29 protein-coding genes are annotated in these 24,560 nt (G+C 72.8%); 17 read left to right on the plus strand and 12 right to left on the minus strand.

Going from position 1 to position 24,560, the window contains the following annotated elements; translation table 11 throughout:
- Positions 1–17: 17 nt before the first annotated feature.
- Positions 18–962, minus strand: coding sequence for a G5 domain-containing protein (locus tag ACIBQZ_RS07070; protein ID WP_396087548.1), 945 nt, complete (start codon positions 960–962; stop codon positions 18–20).
- Between the two features lie 288 nt (positions 963–1,250).
- Between ACIBQZ_RS07070 and ACIBQZ_RS07075 the strand changes: the two genes are divergently transcribed.
- Complete coding sequence (locus ACIBQZ_RS07075) at positions 1,251–1,709, plus strand: lamin tail domain-containing protein (protein WP_396087549.1); 459 nt, start codon at positions 1,251–1,253, stop codon at positions 1,707–1,709.
- Between the two features lie 63 nt (positions 1,710–1,772).
- On the opposite strand, the gene ACIBQZ_RS07080 is transcribed toward ACIBQZ_RS07075, so the two are convergent.
- The gene (locus tag ACIBQZ_RS07080) at positions 1,773–2,345 is read right to left on the minus strand and encodes an NADPH-dependent FMN reductase (protein WP_396087551.1); all 573 of its coding nucleotides are present in this window, start codon (positions 2,343–2,345) and stop codon (positions 1,773–1,775) included.
- Positions 2,346–2,433: 88 nt separating this feature from the next.
- Here ACIBQZ_RS07080 and ACIBQZ_RS07085 point away from each other — a divergent pair, with 88 nt between their 5' ends.
- Genes ACIBQZ_RS07085 through ACIBQZ_RS07100 form a run of 4 tightly spaced genes read left to right on the plus strand, consistent with a single transcriptional unit; the run spans position 2,434 to position 4,467 of the window.
- Entirely contained in the window at positions 2,434–2,949 is a 516-nt protein-coding gene (locus ACIBQZ_RS07085; protein ID WP_396087552.1) for a MarR family winged helix-turn-helix transcriptional regulator, read from the plus strand.
- On the plus strand, positions 2,930–3,541 hold the full coding sequence (locus ACIBQZ_RS07090; RefSeq protein WP_396087553.1) for a DUF402 domain-containing protein: 612 nt from the start codon (positions 2,930–2,932) through the stop codon (positions 3,539–3,541). The genes ACIBQZ_RS07085 and ACIBQZ_RS07090 overlap by 20 nt, the downstream gene beginning before the upstream one ends.
- A gap of 30 nt (positions 3,542–3,571) precedes the next feature.
- Entirely contained in the window at positions 3,572–3,871 is a 300-nt protein-coding gene (locus tag ACIBQZ_RS07095; RefSeq protein ID WP_396087554.1) for an ArsR/SmtB family transcription factor, read from the plus strand.
- Between the two features lie 11 nt (positions 3,872–3,882).
- Positions 3,883–4,467 carry a phosphoesterase PA-phosphatase gene (locus ACIBQZ_RS07100; protein ID WP_396087555.1) on the plus strand — a complete coding sequence of 195 codons (585 nt, stop codon included), beginning with the start codon at positions 3,883–3,885 and terminating at the stop codon, positions 4,465–4,467.
- Between the two features lie 4 nt (positions 4,468–4,471).
- On the opposite strand, the gene ACIBQZ_RS07105 is transcribed toward ACIBQZ_RS07100, so the two are convergent.
- Positions 4,472–5,821, minus strand: coding sequence for an MFS transporter (locus ACIBQZ_RS07105; RefSeq protein ID WP_396087556.1), 1,350 nt, complete (start codon positions 5,819–5,821; stop codon positions 4,472–4,474).
- Between the two features lie 94 nt (positions 5,822–5,915).
- Here ACIBQZ_RS07105 and ACIBQZ_RS07110 point away from each other — a divergent pair, with 94 nt between their 5' ends.
- Entirely contained in the window at positions 5,916–6,557 is a 642-nt protein-coding gene (locus ACIBQZ_RS07110) for a hypothetical protein (protein ID WP_396087557.1), read from the plus strand.
- Positions 6,558–6,573: 16 nt separating this feature from the next.
- Here the strand turns inward: ACIBQZ_RS07110 and ACIBQZ_RS07115 are convergent, their stop codons facing one another.
- From ACIBQZ_RS07115 to ACIBQZ_RS07140, 6 genes are all read right to left on the minus strand, one after another.
- Complete coding sequence (locus ACIBQZ_RS07115) at positions 6,574–7,107, minus strand: hypothetical protein (protein ID WP_396087558.1); 534 nt, start codon at positions 7,105–7,107, stop codon at positions 6,574–6,576.
- Positions 7,108–7,151: 44 nt separating this feature from the next.
- Positions 7,152–7,724 carry an NYN domain-containing protein gene (locus ACIBQZ_RS07120; RefSeq protein WP_396087559.1) on the minus strand — a complete coding sequence of 191 codons (573 nt, stop codon included), beginning with the start codon at positions 7,722–7,724 and terminating at the stop codon, positions 7,152–7,154.
- A gap of 1,089 nt (positions 7,725–8,813) precedes the next feature.
- On the minus strand, positions 8,814–9,107 hold the full coding sequence (locus tag ACIBQZ_RS07125; protein WP_396087921.1) for a HigA family addiction module antitoxin: 294 nt from the start codon (positions 9,105–9,107) through the stop codon (positions 8,814–8,816).
- Entirely contained in the window at positions 9,076–9,402 is a 327-nt protein-coding gene (locus ACIBQZ_RS07130; protein WP_396087560.1) for a type II toxin-antitoxin system RelE/ParE family toxin, read from the minus strand. The genes ACIBQZ_RS07125 and ACIBQZ_RS07130 overlap by 32 nt, the downstream gene beginning before the upstream one ends.
- Positions 9,403–9,433: 31 nt before the next feature.
- Positions 9,434–10,519, minus strand: a complete 1,086-nt coding sequence (ychF, locus tag ACIBQZ_RS07135) for a redox-regulated ATPase YchF (RefSeq protein ID WP_396087561.1) — start codon at positions 10,517–10,519, stop codon at positions 9,434–9,436.
- A 29-nt stretch (positions 10,520–10,548) separates the two neighbouring features.
- Positions 10,549–11,238 (minus strand): hypothetical protein, encoded by a 690-nt coding sequence (locus ACIBQZ_RS07140; protein WP_396087562.1) that lies wholly within the window; start codon positions 11,236–11,238, stop codon positions 10,549–10,551.
- A 77-nt stretch (positions 11,239–11,315) separates the two neighbouring features.
- Between ACIBQZ_RS07140 and ACIBQZ_RS07145 the strand changes: the two genes are divergently transcribed.
- The 4 genes from ACIBQZ_RS07145 (at position 11,316) to ACIBQZ_RS07160 (ending at position 16,391) form a co-directional block, all read left to right on the plus strand.
- Positions 11,316–12,731: an AlkA N-terminal domain-containing protein gene (locus ACIBQZ_RS07145; protein WP_396087563.1), complete on the plus strand. Its 1,416-nt coding sequence runs from the start codon at positions 11,316–11,318 to the stop codon at positions 12,729–12,731.
- Complete coding sequence (locus ACIBQZ_RS07150) at positions 12,728–13,237, plus strand: methylated-DNA--[protein]-cysteine S-methyltransferase (protein WP_396087564.1); 510 nt, start codon at positions 12,728–12,730, stop codon at positions 13,235–13,237. Before ACIBQZ_RS07145 ends, ACIBQZ_RS07150 begins: the two co-directional genes overlap by 4 nt.
- A complete protein-coding gene (gene valS, locus ACIBQZ_RS07155) occupies positions 13,234–15,765 on the plus strand; it encodes a valine--tRNA ligase (protein WP_396087565.1) in 2,532 nt (843 codons plus the stop codon). Before ACIBQZ_RS07150 ends, valS begins: the two co-directional genes overlap by 4 nt.
- Before the next feature lie 77 nt (positions 15,766–15,842).
- The gene (locus ACIBQZ_RS07160) at positions 15,843–16,391 is read left to right on the plus strand and encodes a hypothetical protein (protein ID WP_396087566.1); all 549 of its coding nucleotides are present in this window, start codon (positions 15,843–15,845) and stop codon (positions 16,389–16,391) included.
- A 2-nt stretch (positions 16,392–16,393) separates the two neighbouring features.
- Here ACIBQZ_RS07160 and ACIBQZ_RS07165 read toward each other — a convergent pair whose 3' ends face one another.
- On the minus strand, positions 16,394–17,143 hold the full coding sequence (locus ACIBQZ_RS07165; protein WP_396087568.1) for a hypothetical protein: 750 nt from the start codon (positions 17,141–17,143) through the stop codon (positions 16,394–16,396).
- Between the two features lie 53 nt (positions 17,144–17,196).
- Between ACIBQZ_RS07165 and ACIBQZ_RS07170 the strand changes: the two genes are divergently transcribed.
- Positions 17,197–18,351 (plus strand): DNA recombination protein RmuC, encoded by a 1,155-nt coding sequence (locus ACIBQZ_RS07170; RefSeq protein ID WP_396087569.1) that lies wholly within the window; start codon positions 17,197–17,199, stop codon positions 18,349–18,351.
- Here ACIBQZ_RS07170 and ACIBQZ_RS07175 read toward each other — a convergent pair.
- The gene (locus tag ACIBQZ_RS07175; RefSeq protein ID WP_396087922.1) at positions 18,322–19,356 is read right to left on the minus strand and encodes a 4-hydroxy-3-methylbut-2-enyl diphosphate reductase; all 1,035 of its coding nucleotides are present in this window, start codon (positions 19,354–19,356) and stop codon (positions 18,322–18,324) included. The genes ACIBQZ_RS07170 and ACIBQZ_RS07175 overlap by 30 nt on opposite strands.
- 47 nt (positions 19,357–19,403) lie before the next feature.
- Between ACIBQZ_RS07175 and ACIBQZ_RS07180 the strand changes: the two genes are divergently transcribed.
- Genes ACIBQZ_RS07180 through ACIBQZ_RS07195 form a run of 4 tightly spaced genes read left to right on the plus strand, consistent with a single transcriptional unit; the run spans position 19,404 to position 21,909 of the window.
- On the plus strand, positions 19,404–19,919 hold the full coding sequence (locus tag ACIBQZ_RS07180) for a hypothetical protein (RefSeq protein ID WP_396087570.1): 516 nt from the start codon (positions 19,404–19,406) through the stop codon (positions 19,917–19,919).
- A 46-nt stretch (positions 19,920–19,965) separates the two neighbouring features.
- Positions 19,966–20,463 (plus strand): hypothetical protein, encoded by a 498-nt coding sequence (locus ACIBQZ_RS07185; RefSeq protein WP_396087571.1) that lies wholly within the window; start codon positions 19,966–19,968, stop codon positions 20,461–20,463.
- 19 nt (positions 20,464–20,482) lie between these two features.
- Positions 20,483–21,709 carry an exodeoxyribonuclease VII large subunit gene (gene xseA / locus ACIBQZ_RS07190; RefSeq protein ID WP_396087572.1) on the plus strand — a complete coding sequence of 409 codons (1,227 nt, stop codon included), beginning with the start codon at positions 20,483–20,485 and terminating at the stop codon, positions 21,707–21,709.
- Entirely contained in the window at positions 21,706–21,909 is a 204-nt protein-coding gene (locus tag ACIBQZ_RS07195) for an exodeoxyribonuclease VII small subunit (protein ID WP_396087573.1), read from the plus strand. Before xseA ends, ACIBQZ_RS07195 begins: the two co-directional genes overlap by 4 nt.
- Here the strand turns inward: ACIBQZ_RS07195 and ACIBQZ_RS07200 are convergent.
- Positions 21,898–22,467 (minus strand): DUF4245 domain-containing protein, encoded by a 570-nt coding sequence (locus tag ACIBQZ_RS07200; RefSeq protein ID WP_396087574.1) that lies wholly within the window; start codon positions 22,465–22,467, stop codon positions 21,898–21,900. The genes ACIBQZ_RS07195 and ACIBQZ_RS07200 overlap by 12 nt on opposite strands.
- A 98-nt stretch (positions 22,468–22,565) precedes the next feature.
- Between ACIBQZ_RS07200 and glpX the strand changes: the two genes are divergently transcribed.
- Entirely contained in the window at positions 22,566–23,591 is a 1,026-nt protein-coding gene (glpX, locus tag ACIBQZ_RS07205; RefSeq protein WP_396087575.1) for a class II fructose-bisphosphatase, read from the plus strand.
- Complete coding sequence (locus ACIBQZ_RS07210; RefSeq protein ID WP_396087576.1) at positions 23,588–24,559, plus strand: DMT family transporter; 972 nt, start codon at positions 23,588–23,590, stop codon at positions 24,557–24,559. Before glpX ends, ACIBQZ_RS07210 begins: the two co-directional genes overlap by 4 nt.
- Position 24,560: the final 1 nt, after the last annotated feature.

Here is a 24,560-nt window from a genome sequence, read left to right on the forward strand (position 1 = left end):
CGGTCACCGCCGGCGAGTCACTCGTCGCCGTCGTCCCAGTCCGCGTCGTCCTCGGCCCAGTCCGCGTCGTCCGGCTCATCCTCGCAGGGCAGGGTCAGCTCCAGCTCGTCGATGTCGGACGGGTCGAGCAGGCTGAGGTCGCCGTCGATGATGCCCTCGTGGCGGGCGTCGAACTTGTCGCCGTCGGTGCACTCCGTGCCGTGGTCCAGCTGGACGCACGACCCGAGCAGCCGGCAATCCCGGTCGGGGCGGTCGTGCCGGCCGGGGCGGTCGGGGCGGTCGGGGCGGTCGTGGCCCCGGCCCCGGTCCTTCCCGTGGTCGGCGCCGGGCCGGTCACCGCGCCCCCGGGTGCCGACGGCGACGACCCGGTTCCGCGGCTCGCGGGTCACCGCCGAGTCCAGCAGCCGCCGGCTCGTCTCCCGATCCCCGGTGTAGGTGACCTCGTACCGCAACAGCCGCTCGCCAGGCGCGCCCGGCGTCCGGATCTCCCGGCTGCCGCGCGGCAGCGCAGGGTCTCGGACCAGGGTGGTGCGGAACGGGATGGCCTCGGTCTCGGAGACCTGTCCGGTGCGGATCTGCGGGCCGGCCGGCGCGACGGCCGCGCCCGGCCCGGCCGCGGCGGCGCCGACACCCGGCGCGACGGCAGCCGCCCCGGCGCTGTCCCGGGGCACCGAGGCCGGCCGGCGTGGCGTGCGGGTCGCCGTACGGTCGGCCTCGCCGGGCGCCGAGCGGGTCTCGTCGGCCTCGCGTTCGGCCTGGGCGTGGCCGACGGCGCCGGTGCCGGAGCCCAGGCCCGTCTGCCCGGCCGGTGGCTGCACCGGCACCTCCGCGGCGGGCAGGTCGACGACCGGCGCCGCCTGTCCGACGGCGGTGACGACACGTGTGTCATTACTGGTCAGGGCGGCGATCCCGCCTGCGGTGCCGGCCACGAGGGCGAGCACCCCGAGCCCGGCAGTGGCCATCCGTACCCCGAATGGCAGCCGCGACCAGAATGTCTTTCGCGGCATTTCGAGTAGATGCTGCCAGGAATCACTAGATGTCTGGTTTAGCACCAAAACATTATGCTTCCGCGCAGCCACGGCGCCAGCATCAGTCCCGCACCCGAAAGGATGACGCGCAGCGTCCCAACGGCTGTCCGACACCACCGAGAGGTGATCGGTTTCGGACCGCCGCGCCGCACTCCACGTCCTCCACCACCCGCCGCGGCGAGCCGACAATGCTCGCACTCGCCCACGAACCCTGGAGGTACGGTGCGCAGAACAATCAGCATCCTCGCGGCGGCGGTGGTGGCCCTCGCCGGCACCCTGGCGGCCGGCAGCCCGGCATCGGCGGCCACGCCCAGCCTGCGCTTCCACGGCGCCCAGTACGACTCCCCGGGCAAGGACACCCGCAGCAACAAGAGCCTGAACGCGGAGTGGATCTCGCTCGTCAACAGCGGCAGCACGAAGGTCAACCTGAAGGGCTACACCATCCGCGACGCGTCCAACCACGTGTACACGTTCGGCAGCACCACGATCGCGGCGAACGGCGGCCGGGTCTGGGTGCACACCGGCAAGGGCAGCAACACGACCAAGAACGTCTACTGGGGCAGCGGCAACTACGTCTGGAACAACACCGGCGACACCGCGCGCCTGCGCAACGCCGCGGGCAAGGCGCTGGACTCCTGCTCCTGGAAGGCGAAGAAGAACCGTACCTGGGTCGCCTGCTGAGGAAAGCCGGCCGCCGGGACGCTCTGCTCGCCCCGGCGGCCGGCCGCTTCCGCGGTGTCGCCGTCAGGCGGCGACGGTCGTCGCCCGCAGCGGCGCGAGGGCGGTGCTCCACGCCACGACCTGGTCCAGCACGGTGGTCAGCGCGGCCGCCTGGTGGGCGCCCGGGGTGAACTGGCTGTAGTTGACGAAGTCGGTGGCCAGCGACAGCGTGACCGCCGCGCGGACGTCCGCCATCATCAGCTCGCCGGCGATGAGGCGCAGCGACTCCACGGCGCGCGCGCCGCCGACCGAGCCGTAGCCGACGAAGCCGACGGCCTTGTTGTTCCACTCGGCGAAGAGGAAGTCGATGGCGTTCTTGAGCACGCCGGAGGTGGCGTGGTTGTACTCCGGGGTCACGATCACGAAGCCGTCGAAGGACGCGATCTTGGCGGCCCACTCCAGGGTGTGCGCCTGGCTGTACTGCGCCATCGACGGCGGCACCGGCTCGTCGAGGTGCGGCAGCTTGTAGTCGAGCAGGTCGACCAGCTCGAACTCCGCGTCGGTGCGCCGGGCCGCCAGCTCCAGGACCCACTTGGCGACCGCTTCGCCGTTACGGCCGGGGCGGGTGCTGCCGAGAATGATGCCGATCTTGGTCATGACCAGGACTCCGTTGTTCAAGACAGTGTTTGCTTCGTCAAGCAAATAGGCCTGGGCGGCGTGGTGTCAAGGTCGTAGGATCTTTGTCATGTCCGCCACCCTCCCCGCCGGGCCGCCCGCGGCGCTGCCGCTGAGCCCGGGCGAGGAGGCGGTGATGCGGGCGCTGGGCCGGCTCATGCTGGTGATGCCGCGGGTGCTCGACGCGGACCTGCAGGACGAGCAGCGCATGTCGCTCAGCGAGTATTCGGTGCTGCGGCACCTCTCGGAAGCCGAGCACGGCCTGATGCGGATGAGCGAGCTGGCCGCCGCCTGCGACATGTCGCTGAGCGGGATGACCCGGCTGGCCGGCAAGCTGGAGTCTCAGGGTGACCTGCGGCGGATCCGCTGCGAGCGGGACGCCCGCGGGCTCAACGCGGTGCTCACCGACAGCGGCCTGGCCCGGCTCCGGCGGGCCTGGCCGACCCACCTGGCGAGCGTGCGCCGGCACATCGTGGATCACCTGGAGGGCTTGGATCTGGACCGGCTCGCCGCGGTTCTCGAGGCGATGGCGGGCGGCGGCGGGCAGCCGTGCCAGAGTGCCGCTCATGACGTTCCGCAGCGGTGAGGTGATCGTCCGGCGGTTCCTGCACCGTGACCGCCGGCTGGCCGCGGTCCAGGCCGCCCGGGTCGTCGCGGACGACGACCGCGGGCTGCTGCTGTTCGTCGACATCGGCGCCGAGTCGATGCGGCGCACGGACCTGGCCGGCGCGCCCACCCGGCACCTTCCGGTCGCCGCCGAGCTGGCCATGCCGACGATGCTCTCCCCGGTACGCCGCCAGGGCTACCGCTCCCTGCTGCTCCTGCCGCCCGGCGCGCCGCACGCCGTCTCGTGGAGCTGGCAGGCCGACGGCACCTTCGCCGGCTGGTACGCCAACCTCGAGACCCCGGCCCGACGCTGGGCCGGCGGCGTCGACTCGCACGACCAGACGCTCGACGTGCTGGTCGCGGCGGACCACTCGTGGCAGTTCAAGGACGAGGAGGACCTGGGCGCCCTGGACCCGGCGGAGGCGGCGACCGTCCGCGCCGAGGGTGCCCGGCTGGGCAAGCTGGCACAGACCGCGACGTTCCCGTTCGACGGCACCTGGCTGGACTTCACGCCGCCGCCGGAGTGGGCCCCGGCCACGCTGCCGCCCTGGTGGGACGCCGCCACCCGGTGAAGCATGTCGTTATGGGTATACGATCGGCCGATGGCACGAGCGGCGACGACAACGGACGCGTTCAACGCGGTGGCCGAGCCCCGGCGCCGGGAGATCCTCGACCTGCTGGCGGCCGGTGAGCGCCCGGTCAACCACCTCGTCGAGCTGCTCGGCCTGACCCAGCCGCAGGTCTCCAAGCACCTGCGGGTGCTCCGCGAGGTCGGCCTGGTGCGGGTCCGCGACGTCGGCCGGCACCGGCTGTACCGGCTGGACCCGGAACCGCTCAAGGCCATCCACGCCTGGCTCAGCCCGTACGACTTCTCCTCGGCGGAGGTCGCCCGGGCCGCCTGAGATCATGAAGCGTGCCCACCGCTGATCGGACCGCCCGGATCGCCTCCGAGATCTTCGCCCCCGCCGTGCTGGTCGCGGGCCTGATGCTGGTGGTCGGCTGGCACGCCGGCGACCGGGACGGGGTGTCCCGCTGGTGGGGCCTGCCCGGGGCGCTGTTCGCCGCCGGCATCCCGCTGGTCTACGTGCTCCGCGGCGTCCGGCAGGGCCGGCTGAGCAGCCACCACATCCCGGAACGCGAGCACCGCCGGGTCCCGCTGCTGTTCGGCATCGCGTCGGTGGCGGCCGGCCTGGTGGCCCTGGTGCTGCTCGGCGCCCCGCGTGAGGTGCTGGCGCTGCTGGCCGCTGGCGGCGTCGGCCTGGTGGTGTTCACCGCGGTCACGCACTGGTGGAAGATGTCGATCCACGCGGGCGTGGCGGCGGGCACGGCGGCCACCCTCACGGCGATCTACGGCCCGCTCGCCCTGCTCGGCGTGCCGCTGGTGCTGCTGGCCTGCTGGGCACGCGTCCGCCTCGCCGCGCACACCACGGCCCAGGTGGTCGCCGGCGCCCTGGTCGGCGCCGTCATCGCGGGCACCGTCTTCCCGGCCCTGCGCTGACCCCTCAGGTGCTGCGGGCCACCCGCACGGCCACCAGGACGGTGGCGACGCCGAGCAGCGTGGTGAAGGTGAACGGGCCGACGAAGGGCGCCGGCCGGAAGAGCAGGCCGGCGATCGCCAGCGCCGCGCTGCCACCCACCGCGTCCGTGATGCTCTTCGCCGCGGTGTTGAAGCCCTTCTCGCCCGGCGCCGACAGCGCCAGCACCAGCGTGCTGATCCGCGGATACAACGTGCCCATGCCCGCCCCGGCCGCGAACCAGCCGACCGCCGCCACCGCCGGGGGCAGGTGCAGGGCCGCCGTCGCCAGCTCCAGCGCGGCCCCACCCGCCAGGAGCAGGGCGCCGGTGCGGACCGCCGTACCCGGGTCGAGCCGCTCGCCCAGCCGGGCCTGCACCGCCGAGGCCAGCGCCCACGCGACCGCGCCCGCGGTCAGCGTGATGCCGGACAGCCAGGACGGCAGCCCGTAGCGGTCGTGCAGCAGCAGCGGCAGATAGACCTCCGTGCCGAAGAAGACCCCGCCGGCGACACCGCACAGCACCACCGTGGCCGGCAGACCGGCGCGGACCCGGTAGGTGCCCCGGGGCACCAGATGACGCAGCGCGAGGCCGATCGCCCCGACCGCGACCGGCGCCAGCAGCCAGGCCACACCGGGGTCGAGCTCACCCAGCGAACTGAGCGCCACCACGCAGACCGCGACCACCGCGGCCTCGGCGACCCGGCGCGCATCCGCCGCCGACGCCGGCACCCGGTCGGCCGGGGCCCGATCACGACCGCGTACGGCGGGCAGCATCAGCGCCGCCGCCACCGCGACCAGCGCGACCACCCCCAGAAAGACCCAGTGCCAGCTCAGGGCGTCGGCGACAAAGCCGGCGACGAACGGCCCGACCATCGACGGCAGCACCCAGGCGGACGCGAACGCCCCGAAGATCCTGATGTGCAGCGCGGCCGGATAGACCAGCGCGACCAGCACGTACAGGGCGACGGTCATGCCGCCGGCGCCGAGGCCCTGGAGGAACCGCGCCGCCACGAACACCGGCATGGACACGGCCGTACCGGCGATGGCGAGCCCGACCGCGAAGACGGCGATCGCGGTGAACAGCGGCACGGCCGGGCCCCGCCGGTCGGCCCAGGAGCCGATCGCGACCATGCCGACCACCCCGGCGGCCAGCGTCGAGGAGAAGGCGAGCGCGTACAGCCCCCGGCCGTCCAGGTCGCTGGTGACGATCGGCATGATCGTGGTGACGGCCAGGGACTCGAAGGCGGCCAGGAAGACCAGGCTCCACGCACCGACGGTGGCCAGGGCGTACGGCCGCCCCAGCAGGCCGGCCCGCGGGGTCTCGCTGTCCACACTCACCACCCGAACCTAGAACCTCACCCGGGGTTGAGGTCAAAAGGCCAACAGTTGACAGTGGACATTCCGGCGGGCCGCCCCACGATAAGGTCCGGGCATGTCTCCCCCGACGGTACGGGCCGCGTCGCTCGTCGTTCTGGCCCTCGTCCTCGCCGGATGCAGCAGCACGGAGCAGCCGGCCGCCGGCTCAGCGGCGACAGCCACGGCCGTCACGTCGGCGCCGGCCGCGAGCAGCCCGGCACCGTCCCGGTCGGTTGCACCGAGCGCCCGGCCCTGTCAGCGGACCACGGCCTGGTCGCAGACCCAGACGCTCAACTGGGTGCGGGCGATGAGCGAGACCGACTCGTCGTCCAATGTGGTGCTGGGCGGGAACGACGACGTCGACGACCTCTGCAAGGGCCTGGCCGTCCAGGTGGAGTTCTGGCGTGTCGATCTGACCTCGTTCGTCGGCAACGCCTCCTTCGAGCTGAAGTCGGTCCTGCGCAAACAGGTCACGATCGACGGGCGCCGCACGGTCACGATCAAGCCGCCGAAGAACTTCAGCGCGCGCGAGTGCACCGGGATCCTCACCGCGGTGTACGTCGGCAAACCCCTGACCGAGGCCGAACTGCCCACCGAGCTGGACCCCGCCGGCATGGCCGGCAAGGCCGTCGAGTTCGACACCGACCGGGTGGCGTACTCGGTCGCGGGCATGCCGGGCTCCACCGACGACCTGCGGAGCTGCCACCCGCCGCTGTGACGGTTCCCCGGCGAGGTCAGCGCCCTCGCCGGGACTCGTGCACCCGGACCAGCCGGCCGGGCAGGGTGCCGGCGAACGACAGCAGCCCCAGCCGCAGGGCCAGCGCCCGCTGCGGATGCGGGTGCCCGGCCCGGGTCAGGCCGGCCAGCCAGCGCTTCTCGAGCCGCCGGCGCCCGACTATCAGGCCGGCCGAGACCCCGAGCGAGACGGCGGTGACGGCCAGCTTGCGCTTGTCGACATTCCAGGACGCGGGCGGCTCGTCCGCCTCGTCAGCGTCGGCGTCGTCGGCGGCGTCGGCGTCGGCGTCGTCGGCGTCGTCGGCGTCGTCGGCGTCGTCGGCGTCGTCGGCGTCGTCGGCGTCGTCGTCGTCGTCGTCGGCGTCATCGGCGGCGCGGTCACCGAGCGACGCGACGGCGGACAGGCTGAGCACCGAGCCGGCCCGGACCAGCCGGCGCCGGCCGGTCGGCAGCTCACCGGCCGCCACCCAGACGCCGGTGAGCAGTCCCTGCAGGGCGGCGCCGAGGACAGCGCGCGGATAAGAGGAGTCCATGGACCGACGGTAGGGGTGTCGATCCACTCGGCGGCCGGCCGCGCCTACAGGAACGCCTCGGGGTCGAAGGTGCCGACCGGGATGATCCGTACGCGCGGCAGCACGCTGGTGAAGCAGCCGGCGTCGAACTCCAGGTCGAACAGCGTGAGCCCGCTGCCGGCCAGGTCGGCGAAGCCGGCGTTGAAGAACTCGACGAAGCCGACCACGCCCACCCGGCGCTGCTCGTCCTTGACGAGCCGGCCGATGTGCGGCAGGAAATCGCCGTCGTGGCTCGCCAGCAGCACGTCACCCCGGCGGCGGCCGATCGCGTCCAGCGTGCGCTGGATGCCGATGTCCACGACCTTCTGGCCCGGGGCACCGGAGAGCGGGACCGGCCGGTAGCCCATGGACTGCAGGGCCCGGATGAACGGCGTCGGCAGCACGCCGGACGACGCGTTGAGGAAGAACAGGGCGGTGACCGGCTGTCCCCACTGGTCCTCGGCGAACTGCCGCAGGCGCTCCCAGCGGGGCCGCTCCTCGGAGGTCGGGCGATGCTCGAGGATCTGCTGGCCCAGCGTCGAGTCGATGTTCTCGCCGTCGATGAGCAGGTAGGTGACCCCGTCGACCGGTTCGCTCATGGTCCTCGTCTCCTGTTCGGCCGGGTCGTCATGACCTCGGAGCGCAGCATGCCAGGGCCGCTGGCGCCGATGTTACGGTGACGGTATGGCTGCCGTGCCCGAGTGGATGCGGCCGCCCCGGCTCGAGGGGTGGTATGCCGACGACCTCGACCGCCTCCCCGAAGCGCCGCGTCACACCGAGCTGATCGATGGAGCACTCGACTTTCGCCATGTCTGGATCACGGTCCCGCCGGATTCAGCCCGTTGCCGGGTTCGTCCGGTATGCAGCATTGGCGATAGTGGGGTTGAGGGGTTCATCTCAGGAGGAAAGGGGCACGGGTGGTGGACCTTGTAGCGGTGTGGTGTGGCTGGAACGTTCTAGCTCACCAAGATCTGCTGGACGGCTGCCGCTGAGGCTGCGACGGCACTGAATGGCGAAAGTCGACCGCACCCGTGCACTTTCCAAGATCTTTGAGGCGGTCGGCGGCTGCCCCTCGGCGCGGGCGCCATATGGGGTGATGTCACGCATTGTCGGCCACTGCCGGGCGCCCGAGAGCATCGCGTCGGTCGAGCCGAGGTCCCGAAATCCTCGGCGAGAACTTCGAGAACCTGCCCGACCTCCGCGGACGCCGAAGGCCCAGGCGCCGTAAGGGCTCCGCCACATGGCGAAGGTCGAGTGGAGCACTTGTCTTCATGATCTCCCCAGCGCTCCTGGCACGGCCGGACTGTCTCCGGGTTGCTGTTCGCCCTTGCCGCGAAACGGAACCGACCCGAACCCGGCCTTCTCGCCACAACGACGTCCTACGCCCCGGACCGCACTTACTACCTGCCCGACTAGGTGTTGCTGGTGGCCGAGGTGGCCCTCGCCGGAGTCGGCGCATCGACACGAGCTGCGCACCACGACGCCCTTCGCGATCAACCTCGACCTGGATGGGCTGGTAACCGGCCGCAAGAGCTGAGCCGGACACGATCACCGCAGAGCAGCTTCGAAAGCCCCTCCCTGTCGAGGTCCAGCGTCCCTTCGTGGATCAGCTTGCGGCGGGCCACGCGCCCTCCTCGGCGAACCACGTCACGTCGCGGAACAACGTTGTGGCAGCCGCGAGTGTGGGCTCACGCCGATTGGAGCGGCCGGATGCGGTCGAGGGAGTCGCCGAGCGCGTCCTTCTCGACCTCAAGGTCGTAGCGGTTCTGCAGATTGATCCAGAACATGTCCGTCGTGCCGAAGTAGCGCGCGAGACGGAGAGCCGTGTCGGCCGTGACACGTCGGTTGCCGTGGACGATCTCATTGATCCGCCGGGGCGGTACGCCGATGGCGACGGCAACCTTGTTCTGGGTGATCCCGAGCGGGGCGATGAAGTCCTCCATCAGCACCTCACCCGGGTGGATCGGGGCCAACTTGCTCATCTCGTTCACCTCCCTGGTGGTAGTCCACGATCTCTACGTCTTCCGGACCGGTCTCGGTCCAGACGAAGCAGATCCGCCATTGGTCGTTGATCCGAATGCTGTGCTGACCCTTACGGTCGCCGCTAAGTGCCTCCAGGCGATTGCCCGGCGGGACCCGCACGTCACCGAGAGTCACCGCGGCATCGAGGAGTGCGAGCTTCCTCAGGGCCGTTCGGAGGACGCGGGGATCGAGGGATCTGACGCGTTCGCGTCGCCAAAGCCGCTCGGTGTCCCGGTTTCCGAATGAACGGATCACCGGCCGGGCATAACGCGCCGCGTCAATAACGTCACACGTTAAATCGGAACTCGACCACGTCGCCGTCCTTCATGGTGTAGTCCTTGCCTTCCATCCGGACCTTGCCGGCCGCCTTCGCCGCCGCCATCGAGCCCGCCGCCATCAGGTCGTCGTAGCTCACGATCTCGGCCTTGATGAAGCCGCGCTGGAAGTCCGAGTGGATGACGCCGGCCGCTTCCGGTGCGGTCGCGCCGACCGGGATCACCCAGGCGCGGGCTTCCTTCGGGCCGGCCGTCAGGTACGTCTGCAGGCCCAGCGTGTCGAAGCCGACCCGGATCAGCTGGTTGAGGCCCGGCTCGGTCTGGCCGGTCGACTCCAGCAGCTCCATCGCCTCGTCCTCGGGCAGGTCGATGAGCTCCGACTCGATCTTCGCGTCCATGAAGACCGCGTCGGCCGGGGCGACCAGGGCGCGCATCTCGTCCAGGAACGTGGCGTTGCCCAGCTCGGCCTCGTCGACGTTGAAGACGTACAGGAAGGGCTTGGTGGTCAGCAGGTGCAGCTCGCTGAGCAGCTCCAGCTCGATGCCGGCGGCCTTGGCGCCGGTGTAGAGGGTGGTGCCCCCGTCGAGCAGCTTGAACGCCGCCTCGGCCGCCGCGACGACCGGGAGCTTGTCCTTCTTGAGCTTGGCTTCCTTCTGCAGGCGGGGCAGCGCCTTCTCGACCGTCTGCAGGTCGGCCAGGATCAGCTCGGTGTTGATCGTCTCGATGTCGTCGGCGGGCGCGACCTTGCCGTCCACGTGCAGCACGTTGGGGTCGGAGAAGGCCCGGACCACCTGGCAGATCGCCGAGGCGTCGCGGATGTTGGCCAGGAAGGCGTTGCCCCGGCCCTGCCCCTTGGAGGCGCCCCGGACCAGGCCGGCGATGTCGACGAACGACACCGGCGCGGGCAGGATCTTCTCCGAGCCGAAGATCTCGGCCAGCTTGTGCAGCCGCTCGTCGGGCAGCCCGACCACGCCGACGTTGGGCTCGATCGTCGCGAACGGGTAGTTCGCGGCGAGCACGTCGTTCTTGGTCAGGGCGTTGAACAGGGTGCTCTTGCCGACGTTGGGCAGGCCGACGATCCCGATGGTAAGGCTCACGACACGCCAGTCTACGGGGAGCGCCGGAGCTAGCGGCTGGTCAGCCCCAGGGGGTTGTCGGCCATGGTGCGGAGCTGGGCCGCCAGGTTGCGGGCGTCGCGGTCCTGGTTGGCGGTCAGCGCCTCGGCCAGGGCGCGCAGCTCGGGCGGCGGCAGCTGCGCCATGCCCACCCCGTGCAGCGGGATCGTGACCTGGTGACCGTCCGGGTCCCGGGCGGTCAGGGTCGGCACCCGCTCGATCGACTCGCGGCTGGTGTGCGGGTGGCGGCGGTAGGTCCGGGCGCCGGCCGTGACCACTGCCGTGGTCAGGTCGACGGTGCGGGTGCGCAGGGCGCCGCGTACGGTCGCCCGGGTGCCCTCCAGCCAGCCCGCGGTGCGCAGGGCGCTGAGCACCAGATAGCCGCCCACCAGCACGAACGGGATGCCGAGCAGGCCGATCAGCCGCATCGCGCCGAAGCCGTCGCCGCCGGTGAACCAGCTGCCGTCCGCCACGCACTCGCGCACCGACGGGGGCAGCAGCTCCGGCGGGATGCCGGAGATCTCCGACGAGGTCGGGCAGTTCTCGTCCGCGCCGAACGTGCTGCCCAGCCAGCCGTCCACCACGAACGGCAGCAGCACGAACGCCGCGCCGGCCGCCGCGAAGAACCCGCCGAACACGGCGCCGAACGCCTTCTGGGCGGGCGGGGCGCCGATCGACAGCGTCAACCTCTCGGAACTCACGGCCGAAGCATACGGGGCCACGGCAATGTCCGAATCCCGCCAGCCGCGGACCGGTCGCGGGGAGCAGACTCGGTGGCATGGAGTTGGACTTCGAGCGTTGTTACCGCGCCGTCGACAGCCGCGACCAGCGGTTCGACGGCTGGTTCTACACCGCCGTGCGGACCACCGGCATCTACTGCCGGCCGTCCTGTCCGGCCGTCACACCCAAACGGGAGAACGTCACGTTCTTCCCCAGCGCCGCCGCCGCGCAGCGGGGCGGCTTCCGGGCCTGCCGCCGGTGCCGGCCCGACGCCGCGCCCGGCTCCCCCGAGTGGGACCTGCGGGCCGACCTGGTCGGCCGGGCCATGCGGCTCATCGCGGACGGGGTCGTCGACCGGGAGGGCGTGCCCGGCCTGGCCGGCCGGCTCGGCTACACCGAGCGGCACCTGAACCGGCTGCTCACGGCCGAGCTGGGCGCCGGCCCGCTGGCCCTGTCCCGGGCCCAGCGCGCCCAGACCGCGCGCATCCTGATCGAGACGACCGACCTCGGCCTGGCCGAGATCGCCTTCGCCGCGGGCTTCGGCAGCGTGCGGCAGTTCAACGACACGATCCTCCAGGTGTACGCGCGGTCGCCGAGTGCGTTGCGGGACCGCCGGACCACCCGGCACCCCGAGGCGGGCACGATCAGCCTGCGGCTGGCGTTCCGGGCACCCCTGCACGCCGGGGCGCTGCTCGGGTTCCTGGCGGCCCGGACGCTGCCGGGCATCGAGGAGTGCGACCTCACGACGTACCGGCGGGGGTTGACCTTGCCGCACGGGAGCGCGACCGTCGCGCTCACGCCGGGTGACCGCTGGGTCTCCGCGACGCTGCGGCTCGCGGACGTCCGCGACCTCGCGCCCGCGGTCGCCCGCTGCCGGCGGCTGTTCGACCTGGACGCCGACCCGGTCGCCGTCGACGGCCTGCTGGGTGCCGATCCCGCGCTGGCCGCGGCGGTCCGCGCCGAGCCGGGGGTACGGGTGCCCCGCGCGGTCGACGGTTTTGAGCTGGCGGTCCGCGCGATCGTCGGCCAGCAGGTCTCGGTCGCCGGCGCCCGGCTGACACTCAGCCGGCTGCTGACCCCGGCCGCCCCCGGCGAGCTGCGCGGCTTCCCGAGCGCCGGAACCGTCGCCGAGCTGCCCGACGCCGCGTTCCGGATGCCGGCCGCCCGCCGGGGGACCATCCGGGCGCTGGCCCAGGTCGTCGCCGACGGCAAGCTCGACCTGGAACCCGGCGCCGACCGGGCGGAATCCGTCGCCCGGCTGCTCGAGCTGCCCGGCGTCGGCGACTGGACGGCCGGTTACGTGGCCATGCGGGCCATCGGCGACCCGGACGTGTTCCTGCCCACCGACGTGGCGGTCCGGCGCGGCGCCCGCGCGCTCGGCCTGCCCGATTCCCCCAAGGCGCTGGCCGCGCACGCCGAAAGCTGGCGGCCCTGGCGCTCCTACGCCCTGATGAGACTGTGGAGATCAGCATGATGCGGTATTCGACCCTCGACACCCCGGCCGGCCCGTTCACCTACGTGGTCAGCCCGGCCGGCGCGGTCCGCGCCGCCGGGTTCACCACGGAGCTGCCGCTGTTGCTGGCGCTCGTCCATCCGGCGCTGCGGGAGGAGGCGCAACCCGCGGCGGACGCGGGCGGGGTCGGCGCGGTGGTGCGGTCCTATCTGGAGGGTGATCTCGCGGCGCTGGACGCCGTACCGGTGGAGCAGCGGACCGGCGGGCCGTTCCTGGCGCACGCCTGGCAGGTCATGCGGGAGATCAAGCCGGGCGAGCCGGTGACCTACACCGGCTTCGCCGAGCTGGCCGGGCGGCCGGCGGCGGTGCGCGCCGCGGCGACCGCCTGCGCCCGCAACGCCGTCGCCCTGTTCGTGCCCTGCCACCGGGTCCTCGGCACCGACGGCACGCTGCGCGGTTACCGCTGGGGACTCGACGTCAAAACCTGGCTGCTGCGGCACGAGCAGGGCCGTAGCATCGCGGCATGACTGATACGGCACGGACCGCGCGCGCCGGTCTGCCCGAGCGACCGTCGCTGGACGGCCTCGAGGAGAAGTGGGCGCGCCGCTGGCAGGAGGAGGGCACGTACACGTTCGACCGCAGCAAGGCGCGGGCGGACGTATACGCGATCGACACCCCTCCGCCGACCGTATCGGGCGAGCTGCACATGGGGCACGTCTTCTCCTACACGCACACCGACACGGTCGCGCGGTTCCAGCGGATGCGCGGCAAGGCCGTCTTCTACCCGATGGGCTGGGACGACAACGGGCTGCCCACCGAGCGCCGGGTGCAGAACGTGTACGGCGTCTACTGCGACCCGTCGCTGCCCTACGACCCGCAGTGGCAGCCCCCGGCGACGCCGCCCAAGCAGGCGCTGCCGGTGTCCCGGCGCAACTTCGTCGAGCTGTGCAACCGGCTGACCGTCGAGGACGAGAAGGTGTTCGAGGCGCTGTGGCGGCGCCTCGGGCTGTCGGTCGACTGGGCGATGACGTACACGACCATCGGCAGCCGTGCGCAGACCGTGTCGCAGCGGGCGTTCCTCGACAACCTGGCGCGCGGGGAGGCGTACACGTCGGAGGCGCCGACGCTGTGGGACGTCGGCTTCCGGACCGCCGTCGCGCAGGCCGAGATCGAGGACCGGGAGCGGGCCGGCGCGTACCACCGGCTGCGCTTCCACGGCCCGGACGGGCCGGTCGAGGTCGACACCACCCGGCCGGAGCTGCTGCCGGCCTGCGTCGCGCTGGTCACCCACCCGGACCACCCGCTGGTCGGCCGGAGCGCCCGCACGCCGCTGTTCGACGTCGAGGTCCCGGTGTACGCGCACCCGCTCGCCGAGGCCGACAAGGGCACCGGCGTCGCGATGGTCTGCACCTTCGGCGACCTGACCGACGTCATCTGGTGGCGCGACCTGGACCTTGCCACCCGCGTCGTCCTGGGCCGCGACGGGCGTTTTCTCCCCGACCGGCCGGCCGGGGTGCCCGCGGGCAGCTATGCGCAGTTCGCCGGGCTGACCGTCAACGCCGCCCGGCGCGAGATGGTCCGGCTGCTCACCGAGACCGGCGACCTGCTCGGCGAGCCACGGCCGATCAGCCACCCGGTCAAGTTCTACGAGCGGGGCGACTCGCCGCTGGAGATCGTCACCAGCCGGCAGTGGTTCCTGCGCAACGGCGGACGCGACCAAGAGCTGCGGGACGGGCTGCTGGCCCGGGGCCGCGAGCTGGCCTGGGTCCCGCCGCACATGCAGCACCGCTACGACCACTGGGTCAACGGGCTCACCGGGGACTGGCTGGTCAGCCGGCAGCGGTTCTTCGGCGTGCCCGTCCCGGTCTGGTACCGGCTCGACGACGCTGGCGAGCCGGACTACGGCCAGCTTCTCATACCGGACGTTTCGGCACTGCCGGTCGACCCCTCCTCGGAGTGTCCGCCGGGCTTCACCGAGCAGCAGCGGGACGTCCCGGGCGGCTTCACCGCCGACCCCGACGTCATGGACACCTGGGCCACCTCGTCGCTGACGCCGCAGATCGTCGGCGGCTGGGGCGACGACCACGACCTGTTCGACCGGGTCTTCCCGATGGACCTGCGACCGCAGGGTCAGGAGATCATCCGGACCTGGCTGTTCTACTCGATCGTCCGGTCGCACCTCGCGCAGGGCACCCTGCCCTGGCGCACGGCGGTGCTGTCCGGCTGGATCCTCGACCCGGACCGCAAGAAGATGTCGAAGTCCAAGGGCAACGTGGTCACGCCGATGGATCTGCTGGTGCAGAACGGCGCCGACGCGGTGCGGTACTGGGCCGCCAACGGGCGGCCGGGCGCCGACCTGGCGTTCGACCCGGCGCAGATCAAGGTCGGCCGGCGGCTTGCCACCAAGCTGCTCAACGCGTCCCGGTTCGCCCTCGGGCTGGGCGCGGCGGACGCGCTGCGCCGGCCGGTGACCGCGGAACTGGACCGGGCGGTGCTGGCCCGGCTGGCCGAGGTCGTGGAGGCGGCCACGGCGGCGTTCGAGGCGTACGACCACACGACCGCGCTCCAGGTGAGCGAGGCGTTCTTCTGGACGTTCTGCGACGACTACATCGAGCTGGTCAAGGACCGGGCGTACGCGGAGGGGCCGGGCGGGGACTCGGCCCGGGCGGCGCTGGCGGCGGGGCTGTCGGTGCTGGTGCGGTTGTTCGCGCCGTTCCTGCCGTACGCGACCGAGGAGATCTGGTCCTGGTGGCGGTACGGCTCGGTGCACACCTCCACCTGGCCCACCAAGTACGAGCTGACCCGGGTCGCCCCGGACGGCGACGCCACCCTGCTCGACCTGGCCGGCGACGCCCTGCGCCAGGTGCGCCGGGCCAAGTCGGACCGCAAGCTGTCGATGAAGGCCGAGGTGCCGCTCGCCGAGGCGCTCGGCCCGGCGGCGGTGCTGGAACGGCTGGCCCGGGTCGAGGACGACCTCAAGGCCGCGGGCCGGATCGGCAAGCTCGACATGCTCCCGGACCGCACAACGGAGCTGGTCATCGCCAGCGCCTTCTGAACGACGTCAACGGCCGTCCACCCACCAACCTCACCAACGCGGCCCGAGGAAGCCCCGGGCACGGCAGCATAGGGAGCATGTCGATCCCGCCCGACGACGTCGAGGCCCCGGCCGACGACGCGGTGCTGTTCCGGTCGTCGCCGTGGCGCACGTTCGCGCTGCTGTCCGGCGCCCTGCTGGTCGCCTACGTCATGGTGTCGCCGCTGGTGACGTTGGTGCTGGGCGCCCCCGGCGAGCCCTGGTGGTCGATTCTCGCCCAGGGCGCGGTGGTCGCGGTGCTGGTCGCCGGCGCCTACTCCCTGACCTCGCGGTCGGCGCTCAGCACCTGGGTGCGGGCGTCGGCCGGCGGGCTGGAACTGGCCGCGCAGGGCAGCGACCCGGTGCTGCTGGCCTGGCCGGACATCGACCACGTGGTGGTGCGCCGGGAGGGCCTGCGCACGGTGCTGGACGTCACCCCGGTCGACCTGGACCGGGTGCACCCGGTCTCGGGGGCCGACGAGGGCTGGCCGGCGATCGTCGACGACGAGGCCGACCCGCTGGGCCGACCCGCCTTCACCGCCGACCTCACCCAGGTATGGCCGGGCCCCCGGGCGCTCCGCCGCGAGCTGGCCCGCCGCATGCACTGAGCTCAGAAGTCCCCACCGAAATCCCCACCGCCGAAGTCACCGCCGCCGAAGTCACCGGCCTGATCGATGTCGCCGGCCTGATCGATGTCGCCGCCGCCCGCGGCGTCCTGGAAGCCGTCCTGGTAGCCGTCGCCGTAGCCCATGTCGCCGAAGCCCGGCGAGAGCAGCGCGTCGAAGATCAGCATGCCGCCGAGCACGCCGACGCCGGCGCCGAGCGCCGTCTTCCAGACCGGCGTGGAATACCAGCCCGCCGGCACCGGCCGGCCCTGCACCCGGCCGCCCGGGTAGTAGTACGGCGTGTCGGCGCCCGGCTGCGGGCCTGCCTTGTACTGGTGCCCCTGGACGTTGACCTCACGTTCCCGGGTGAGCTGTCCGGCGCCCTGCGCGCTGGCCAGCGGCGGCAGCTCCGGGCCCGGGTCGATGCCCATCGCGGTGCGGGCCGCGCGCACGTACGCCAGCCCTTCCAGGGCCGACTCCCGGGCCAACTCGAACTGCCGTACCGACCTGGCCTGCTGGAGCTGGCCGCCGGCCGCGTTGTAGCGCTCGCTCGCGTCGGCCAGCGCCTGCCGGGCCGCCGGGTCGTCGCCGTGCAGGTTCAGCACCTGGCCGCCGAGCCGCTCGTACCAGCGCTGGGCCTCGGCGCGGGCGTCCTCCAGCCGGCCCTGCGCCCGGGTGGCCCCGCTCCGCCGGGTGGCCACGATGATCACGAGAACGACAACGATGATCAGCGCCAGCAGCAGAAACACCTTCATGTCTCGACGGTACCCTCGCCGATCTCGTCGCACCCTTCTGGTTAGCTCCGGGGGTGACCTTCTCGACGCTCGCCGTGGTGCTCATCTGTCTGGGGGTCGGTGCCGCGCTCGGTTGGCTGGCCGCGCGGCTGCGCGCCGCCACCGACATCGCGCGGCTCGAGGCGACCCTGCAGGCGGGCCGGGACGGCGAGGCCCGGCTGGAGTCGTCGCTGCGGTCACTGTCCTACGAGTCGACGGCGCAGTCGCAGGAGGCGGTCGCCCGGGCGGTGGCCCCGCTGCACGAGACGCTGCGCCGCTACGAGCAGCGGGTGACCGAGCTGGAACGCGACCGGGTCGACGCCTACGCGGAGCTGCGCGAGCAGGTGCGCGCGATGGGCGCGGTCTCCGGCGAGCTGCGCACCGAGACGAAACAGCTGGTCGCGGCGTTGCGGGCGCCGCAGGTCCGGGGCCGCTGGGGCGAGCACCAACTGCGCCGCATCGTCGAGGCGGCCGGGCTGCTGGAGCACTGCGACTTCGCCGAGCAGGTCACCGGCAGCACCGACCACCAGGGCGTACGCCCCGACATGCTGGTGCGGCTGCACGGCGGGCGGTCGGTGGTGGTCGACGCGAAGGCGCCGTTCGACTCGTACCTGTCCGCGATGGAGGCCCGCGACGAGCGCACCCGTGACTCCCATCTGGACCAGCACGCCAGGGTGCTGCGCGGGCACGTCGACGCGCTGTCGGCCAAGGCCTACTGGACGGCCTTCGACCAGACGCCCGACTTCGTGGTGCTGTTCGTGCCGGCCGACCCGTTCCTGGACGCGGCCCTGCAACGCGACGCCACCCTGATGGAGCACGCGTTCAGCCGCAACGTGGTGCTGGCGACCCCGGCGACGCTGGTCGCGCTGCTGCGCACGGTGGCGTACTCGTGGCGGCAGGAGGCGCTGGCCCGCAACGCGCTGGCCGTGCACAGCCTGGCCCGCGAGCTGTACGGCCGGCTGGCCACCCTGGGCGAGCACGTCGGCAAGCTGGGCAGCTCGCTGGGCGGGGCGGTGACGGCGTACAACAAGGCGGTCGGGTCGCTGGAGTCGCGGGTGCTGGTCAGCGCCCGCAAGCTGGCCGAGATGGGCGTCTCGGACGACGAGCTGGCCGTGCCGGCCCAGGTGGAGCTGACCCCGCGCCAGCCCCAGGCGCCGGAGCTATTCGACGACAGCAGCCGACTTCTTTAGCGCGGCCGCGGCCTTGATGTCGCGGCGCAGCTCCTGCGGCAGCGAGAAGGTCAGCCGCTCCTCGGCGGTGGTGAACTCGGTCACCTCGCCGAAGCCGCGGTCGGCCAGGTGCGCGAGCACCTCCATGACCAGATCCTCGGGCACGCTGGCGCCCGAGCTGACGCCCACGGTGGTCGCGCCGGCCAGCCACTCGTCCTGGATCTCGCTGGCGTAGTCGACCAGGTGACCGGCCCGCGCGCCGGCGCCGAGCGCCACCTCGACCAGGCGCACCGAGTTTGACGAGTTGGTGGAGCCGACCACGATCACCACGTCGCACTCCGGGGCGATCTCCTTGATCACGTGCTGGCGGTTGGAGGTGGCGTAGCAGATGTCGTCGCTCGGCGGCGACTGGAGCAGCGGCAGCCGGGTCTTGAGCCGGGCCACGGTCTCCATCGTCTCGTCCACCGACAGCGTGGTCTGGGAGAGCCAGACGACCTTGGCGGGGTCGCGCACGACCACGTTTGCCACGTCCTCCGGGCCGTCGACGAGCTGGATGTGCGCCGGCGCCTCGCCCGCGGTGCCGATGACCTCTTCGTGGCCCTCGTGCCCGATCAGCAGGATGTCGTAGTCCTCGGCGGCGAACCGCTTCGCCTCGTGGTGCACCTTGGTGACCAGCGGGCAGGTCGCGTCGATCGCCTTGAGGTTGCGCTCGCGGGCCTGCTCGTGCACCTCCGGCGCCACCCCGTGGGCGGAGAACACGACGGTCGAGCCCTCGGGGACCTCCTCGTTCTCCTCCACGAAGATCGCGCCGAGGCTCTCCAGCGTGGTGACCACGTGCTTGTTGTGCACGATCTGCTTGCGGACGTAGACCGGTGCGCCGTAGAGCTTGAGCGCCTCCTCGACGGTCTGCACGGCGCGGTCGACGCCGGCGCAGTATCCCCGCGGCTTGGCGAGGAGCACACGCTTGCGGACAGGGCTGATCGGGTCGGCAGTCACCCGGCCATGGTACGTGCCCGCGGCAGCCACCAGCAGAGCTGCGACGGGCGCCACAGCTGCCCCGGCATACTCGTGCGGTGGATGCGATACGACAGACGACGCGGGGCCGGGCCGGCGCCGCCGTACGGGGTGTGCTCGGCGCGGTGAGCCTGGTCGGCGGCCTGACCTGGATCCTGCTCACCCTGGGCGCACCGCGGCCGGTCGCCGACCTGATCGTGGGCGGGGTGCTGGCCGGCGCCGGCCTGGTGCTGCTGATGCCGCACCGCGTGCCGCTGCCCGGCCGGCTCACCGCGGCGGTGACCGCCACCACGGCCGCGGCCGGCACCCTCGCCGGCGCCCTCACCGAGAGCACCCAGCTCGGCGGCATGTACGTGTACGTGGCCAGCCGGGGCTGGCCGTCCGCCTGGCTCTCCCGGGGCGGGCTGGGCGGCGACCCGGCGACCGCCCGGCAGGTCGCCGAGCAGTCGGGCTGGCAGATCGACGCGGTGAACCTCGCGGCGGACCTGTACGTCTGGGCACTCGCCGGCGTGCTGCTCGTGGCCGCCGCCGGGCTCGCCCGCCGCGAGGCGCCGGCCCCGGAGCCCGCTCGCTGAGCCGGTTCTGGCCCGTGACCAGGGCGCCGGGCGTGATACTCGGGCGATGGGCACGACGGGCGAGGCCGGCAGGGCCCCCGGCCGGTGGGACTCCATCAGCGCCGGGCTGCGGCTGCTCGTCGGCTGGTTCAGCGTCGCCATCGCCGTCCTGAACCTGCTCACCGAGCTGGACCGGGCGCCCGAACGCGCGTACCTGCTCTTCCACGCCGTGCTGCTGATCGGCGGGGCGCTGCTGATCGTGGTCGACCCCGAGGCCGCCGGCACCGGGCCGGTGGCCGGCAGCACCGGTGGCGCGGTGCTCATCGCCGGGACGCTCGTCAGCGCGCTGCCGGTCAACACCGCGGCGTGCTGCATGTCCGGCTTCGCGGTGCGGCACGGCTACCCGTTCGCCTTCCTGGCCCGCGCCGAGGGCGGCAGCTGGCACCTGGACAGCCAGCACCTGCTGGCCGATCTGCTCTTCTGGGGGTATGCGGGCCTGGTCGTGCTGGTCCTGGTGACGCTGACGCGCCGGATCACCCAGCACCGCGGCGGTGCCGGCGGGTAGCCGCCCGTAGGCTGGCCCGGTGAGTCAGCCCGAGCAGCCCGCGAAGTCGAGCGCCGAGGAGCCCTGGCCGGTCCGGGTGGTCAGCCAGAAGATCGGCGCCTGGGTCGCCAAGCTGGGCTGGGTGTGGGTGGACGGCCAGGTCGCGCAGATCAGCCGCCGCCCCGGGGCCAGCGTGGTGTTCCTGACCCTGCGGGACCCGTCGGCCGACCTGAGCCTGACCGTCACCGCCCACCGCGACGTGCTCGACGCCGGCGCCCCCGAGCTCGCCGAGGGTGCCCGGGTCACCCTGCACGCCAAGCCCGAGTTCTACCCGGCCCGCGGCTCGCTGAGCCTGCGCGCCGACGAGATCCGCCAGGTCGGCCTCGGCGAGCTGCTGGCCCGGCTGGAACGGCTGAAGAAGCTGCTCGGCGCCGAGGGCCTGTTCGCCCGCGAGCGCAAGCGCCGGCTGCCGTTCCTGCCGCAGCGGGTCGGGCTGATCACCGGCCGGGCCTCCGCGGCCGAGCGCGACGTGCTGATGAACACCCGCCGGCGCTGGCCGTCCGTGGACTTCCGGGTGATCAACGTGCCGGTGCAGGGGCCGACCGCGGTGCCGCAGATCATCGACGCGCTCAAGGTGCTGGACAACGACGACACGGTGGACGTGATCGTGCTGGCCCGCGGCGGTGGCAGCGTCGAGGACCTGCTGCCGTTCTCCGACGAGGCGCTGTGCCGGGCGGTGTTCGGCTGCCGGACGCCGGTGGTCAGCGCGATCGGCCACGAGACGGACGCACCCTTGATCGACTACGTGGCCGACGTGCGCGCGTCCACCCCGACCGACGCGGCCAAGCGGATCGTGCCCGACCTGGGCGAGGAGACCACCCTGATCCAGCAGGCCCGCCGCCGGCTGGACCGGGCGGTGATCACCCTGGTGGACCGGGAGGCGCACCGGCTGGAGTCCTGGCGGTCGCGGCCGGTGCTGGCCCGCCCCGAGGTGCTGGTGGACCAGCGGGCCGCCGACGTGCACGGGCTGCGGGACCGGGCCACCCGCAGCCTGGACCAGCGGCTGCGCCGCGCCGACGACGACCTGCGGCACACCCTGGCCCGGCTGCGGGCGCTGTCGCCGCGGGCCACGCTGGAGCGCGGGTACGCGATCGTGCAACGGGCCGAGGACGGCCACGTGGTCCGCGCGGCCGGCGAGGTGGCGCCGGGCGACATCCTCCGGGTACGGCTGGCCGACGGTGAACTGCGAGCGGGAGTGCAGGAATGACGGACGAAAAACTCAGTTACGAGCAGGCCCGGACCGAGCTGGCGACGGTGGTGGAACGGCTGGAGCAGGGCGGCAGCTCGCTCGAGGAGTCGCTCGCGCTGTGGGAGCGCGGCGAGAAGCTGGCCGACGTCTGCCAGCGCTGGCTGGACGGCGCCCGGGAACGCATCGAGGCGGCCCGGGCCGCCCGCTCAGCCGAGTGACGCGGCGAAGCTCTCCAGCCGCTCCGAGCCGGCCATCCCGACCACGATGATCGTGCGGCCCTTCTCCAGCAGCAACAGGGCGTTCTCGCCCTCGCGGGCGTCGTAGCGCTGCCAGGTCCGGGCGCCGTCGCGGTAGGTGCTGACCGCCTTCGGGTCGTCACCCAGCTCGACCGGCAGCAGCTTCGCGGTCGGGGTGCTGCTCTGCACCAGCTGGATCGGGTCGCTGTCCGGGTCGACGTAGCCGATCCGCAGCGTGGCCCCGTCGGCGTCGCGCTTGAAGGTGGCGCTCACCGTGTGCCAGTCGTCGCCGAGGCCCTGCGGCAGGACCACCGGGAACGCGGCCGCGCTGCGCGCCTGCTGGATGGTCGGCCCGGCGTCGACGCTGATCGGCTTGTCGCCGTCCAGCACGACCCGGTAGAAGATCAACAGCAGCGCGATCGGCACCAGCAGGACGGCGAGTGACATCGCCATGTCCCGCGGGGATCGGCCGCCGCGCTTGCCGACGGTGACGGGCTCGGCGGCCGCGTCGGGCGCCGGTGCTGCTTCAGGGGTGGCCACCTCACCATTGTTAACCATGTCGCGGACACGGGACTTCGCGCACAGCCACGTGTGAGGATCGGTGCACCACACCCGCACCGTCGCGAGGAGGCCTTTCCATGCCCGTAGCCCAGAACCCGCAGGATCTCGACCGCAACATCGCCCTGGACCTGGTCCGCGTCACCGAAGCCGCCGCGATGGCCGCCGGCCGCTGGGTCGGCCGGGGTGACAAAGAGGGCGGCGACGGCGCCGCCGTCGACGCCATGCGCAAGCTCATCAACTCGATCCAGATGCGCGGCGTCGTCGTGATCGGCGAGGGTGAGAAGGACAACGCCCCGATGCTGTTCAACGGCGAGGAGGTCGGTGACGGCACCGGTCCGGAGGTGGACGTGGCGGTCGACCCGGTCGACGGCACGACGCTGATGAGCAAGGGCATGCCGGGCGCGGTCGCCGTGCTGGCGGTCGCCGAGCGCGGTGCGATGTTCGACCCGAGCGCCGTCTTCTACATGGAGAAGATCGCCGTCGGGCCGGACTGCGCCGACGTGATCGACATCAACGCGGGCGCCACCGAGAACCTGCGGCGGATCGCCAAGGCCAAGCGTTCCAGCGTCTCCGACGTGACCGTGTGCATCCTGGACCGGCCCCGGCACCAGAAGCTGGTCGAGGAGGTCCGGGCGGCCGGCGCCAACATCAAGTTCATCTCCGACGGCGACATCGCCGGCGCCATCTCGGCGGCGCGGACCGAGTCCGACGTCGACGTGCTGATGGGCATCGGCGGCACGCCCGAGGGCATCACGGCGGCCTGCGCGCTGAAGTGCCTCGGCGGCGAGATCCAGGCGAAGCTCTGGCCGCTGGACGACTCCGAGCGGGAGAAGGCCCGGGCCGGCGGGCACGACCTGGACCGGGTGCTGACCACCAACGACCTGGTCACCGGCGACAACTGCTTCTTCGTGGCCACCGGCGTGACCTCCGGGGACCTGCTCAAGGGGGTGCGCTACCGGTCCGGTGGGGCGCACACCCAGTCGATCGTGATGCGGTCCAAGAGCGGCACGATCCGGGTCATCGACTCGTACCACCGGCTGGAGAAGCTGGCGCTCTACTCCGCGGTGGACTTCGACGGGCACCTGCCGACGGTGCGGGAGTGACCCAGACCTCGACTGCTCCGCCCCTTGTCCCGACCGGGCGGAAGGCCGGCGGCGTGGGCCTCGCGGTGGTCGCCGGGGTCGCGCTGGCCGTGCAGTCGAGGATCAACGGCGAGCTGGCCGTACGCCTGGCCGACCCGATCGGCGCCGCCACCATCTCGTTCGGCTCCGGCCTGCTGGTGCTGGCCGTGCTCGTGCCGTTGCTGCCGGCCGGCCGGGCCGGGCTGGGCCACCTGCACACCGCCCTGCGCGAGCGACGGATCCGCCCGTGGCAGTGCGTCGGCGGGATGTGCGGCGGTTTCCTGGTCGCCACCCAGGGCCTGACCGTGCCGACGCTCGGGGTGGCGGTCTTCATCGTCGCCCTGGTCGCCGGCCAGTCGTCGAGCAGCCTGCTGGTCGACCGGGCGGGCGCGGGCCCGGCCGGCCCGCAACCGGTGACGACGCCGCGGCTGGCCGGGGCCGTGCTGACCGTCTGCGCGGTGCTGCTGGCGGTCGGCGACCGGATCGGGCACCCGAGCGCGCTGGCGCTGGCCGTGCTGCCGCTGCTGGCGGGCCTCGGCATCGCCTGGCAGCAGGCGGTCAACGGCCACGTCCGGCTGGTCTCCGGCAGCGCGATGGTGGCGGGCCTGGTCAACTTCTTCATGGGTACGGCGGTGCTGCTGGTCGCGTTCGTGGTCTCGGTGGCGATCGGCGGCCTGCCGGAGCACCTGCCCCGCGGTCCCTGGTGGCTCTACGTGGGCGGCACCCTGGGCATCGTCTTCATCGCGCTGGGCGCCGCCGTGGTGCGCTACACAGGCGTGCTGCTGCTCGGCCTGGGCATGATCGCCGGGCAGGTCACCGGCGCGCTGCTGGTGGACACGATCGTCCCGGCCGAGGCGGGGCGGCCGGGCTGGAACACCGTGCTCGGTGCGGTCCTGACGCTGGTGGCGGTCGCCGTCGCCGTGGTGCCGGCCCGGCGCCGGGCCGGCTGAG

It is taken from the genome of Actinoplanes sp. NPDC049599 (assembly GCF_044465625.1).
In the GTDB taxonomy this organism is placed as follows: domain Bacteria; phylum Actinomycetota; class Actinomycetes; order Mycobacteriales; family Micromonosporaceae; genus Actinoplanes.

What these genes read in the sequence shown, in the direction of transcription:
- ACIBQZ_RS07070 (WP_396087548.1), bottom strand. Translation starts at nt 962, where the DNA reads ATGGCCACTGCCGGGCTCGGGGTGCTCGCCCTCGTGGCCGGCACCGCA.
- ACIBQZ_RS07080 (WP_396087551.1), bottom strand. Translation starts at nt 2,345, where the DNA reads ATGACCAAGATCGGCATCATTCTCGGCAGCACCCGCCCCGGCCGTAAC.
- ACIBQZ_RS07085 (WP_396087552.1), top strand. Translation starts at nt 2,434, where the DNA reads ATGTCCGCCACCCTCCCCGCCGGGCCGCCCGCGGCGCTGCCGCTGAGC.
- ACIBQZ_RS07090 (WP_396087553.1), top strand. Translation starts at nt 2,930, where the DNA reads ATGACGTTCCGCAGCGGTGAGGTGATCGTCCGGCGGTTCCTGCACCGT.
- ACIBQZ_RS07095 (WP_396087554.1), top strand. Translation starts at nt 3,572, where the DNA reads ATGGCACGAGCGGCGACGACAACGGACGCGTTCAACGCGGTGGCCGAG.
- ACIBQZ_RS07110 (WP_396087557.1), top strand. Translation starts at nt 5,916, where the DNA reads ATGTCTCCCCCGACGGTACGGGCCGCGTCGCTCGTCGTTCTGGCCCTC.
- ACIBQZ_RS07115 (WP_396087558.1), bottom strand. Translation starts at nt 7,107, where the DNA reads ATGGACTCCTCTTATCCGCGCGCTGTCCTCGGCGCCGCCCTGCAGGGA.
- ACIBQZ_RS07120 (WP_396087559.1), bottom strand. Translation starts at nt 7,724, where the DNA reads ATGAGCGAACCGGTCGACGGGGTCACCTACCTGCTCATCGACGGCGAG.
- ACIBQZ_RS07125 (WP_396087921.1), bottom strand. Translation starts at nt 9,107, where the DNA reads ATGAGCAAGTTGGCCCCGATCCACCCGGGTGAGGTGCTGATGGAGGAC.
- ACIBQZ_RS07145 (WP_396087563.1), top strand. Translation starts at nt 11,316, where the DNA reads ATGGAGTTGGACTTCGAGCGTTGTTACCGCGCCGTCGACAGCCGCGAC.
- ACIBQZ_RS07150 (WP_396087564.1), top strand. Translation starts at nt 12,728, where the DNA reads ATGATGCGGTATTCGACCCTCGACACCCCGGCCGGCCCGTTCACCTAC.
- valS (WP_396087565.1), top strand. Translation starts at nt 13,234, where the DNA reads ATGACTGATACGGCACGGACCGCGCGCGCCGGTCTGCCCGAGCGACCG.
- ACIBQZ_RS07160 (WP_396087566.1), top strand. Translation starts at nt 15,843, where the DNA reads ATGTCGATCCCGCCCGACGACGTCGAGGCCCCGGCCGACGACGCGGTG.
- ACIBQZ_RS07165 (WP_396087568.1), bottom strand. Translation starts at nt 17,143, where the DNA reads ATGAAGGTGTTTCTGCTGCTGGCGCTGATCATCGTTGTCGTTCTCGTG.
- ACIBQZ_RS07185 (WP_396087571.1), top strand. Translation starts at nt 19,966, where the DNA reads ATGGGCACGACGGGCGAGGCCGGCAGGGCCCCCGGCCGGTGGGACTCC.
- ACIBQZ_RS07195 (WP_396087573.1), top strand. Translation starts at nt 21,706, where the DNA reads ATGACGGACGAAAAACTCAGTTACGAGCAGGCCCGGACCGAGCTGGCG.
- glpX (WP_396087575.1), top strand. Translation starts at nt 22,566, where the DNA reads ATGCCCGTAGCCCAGAACCCGCAGGATCTCGACCGCAACATCGCCCTG.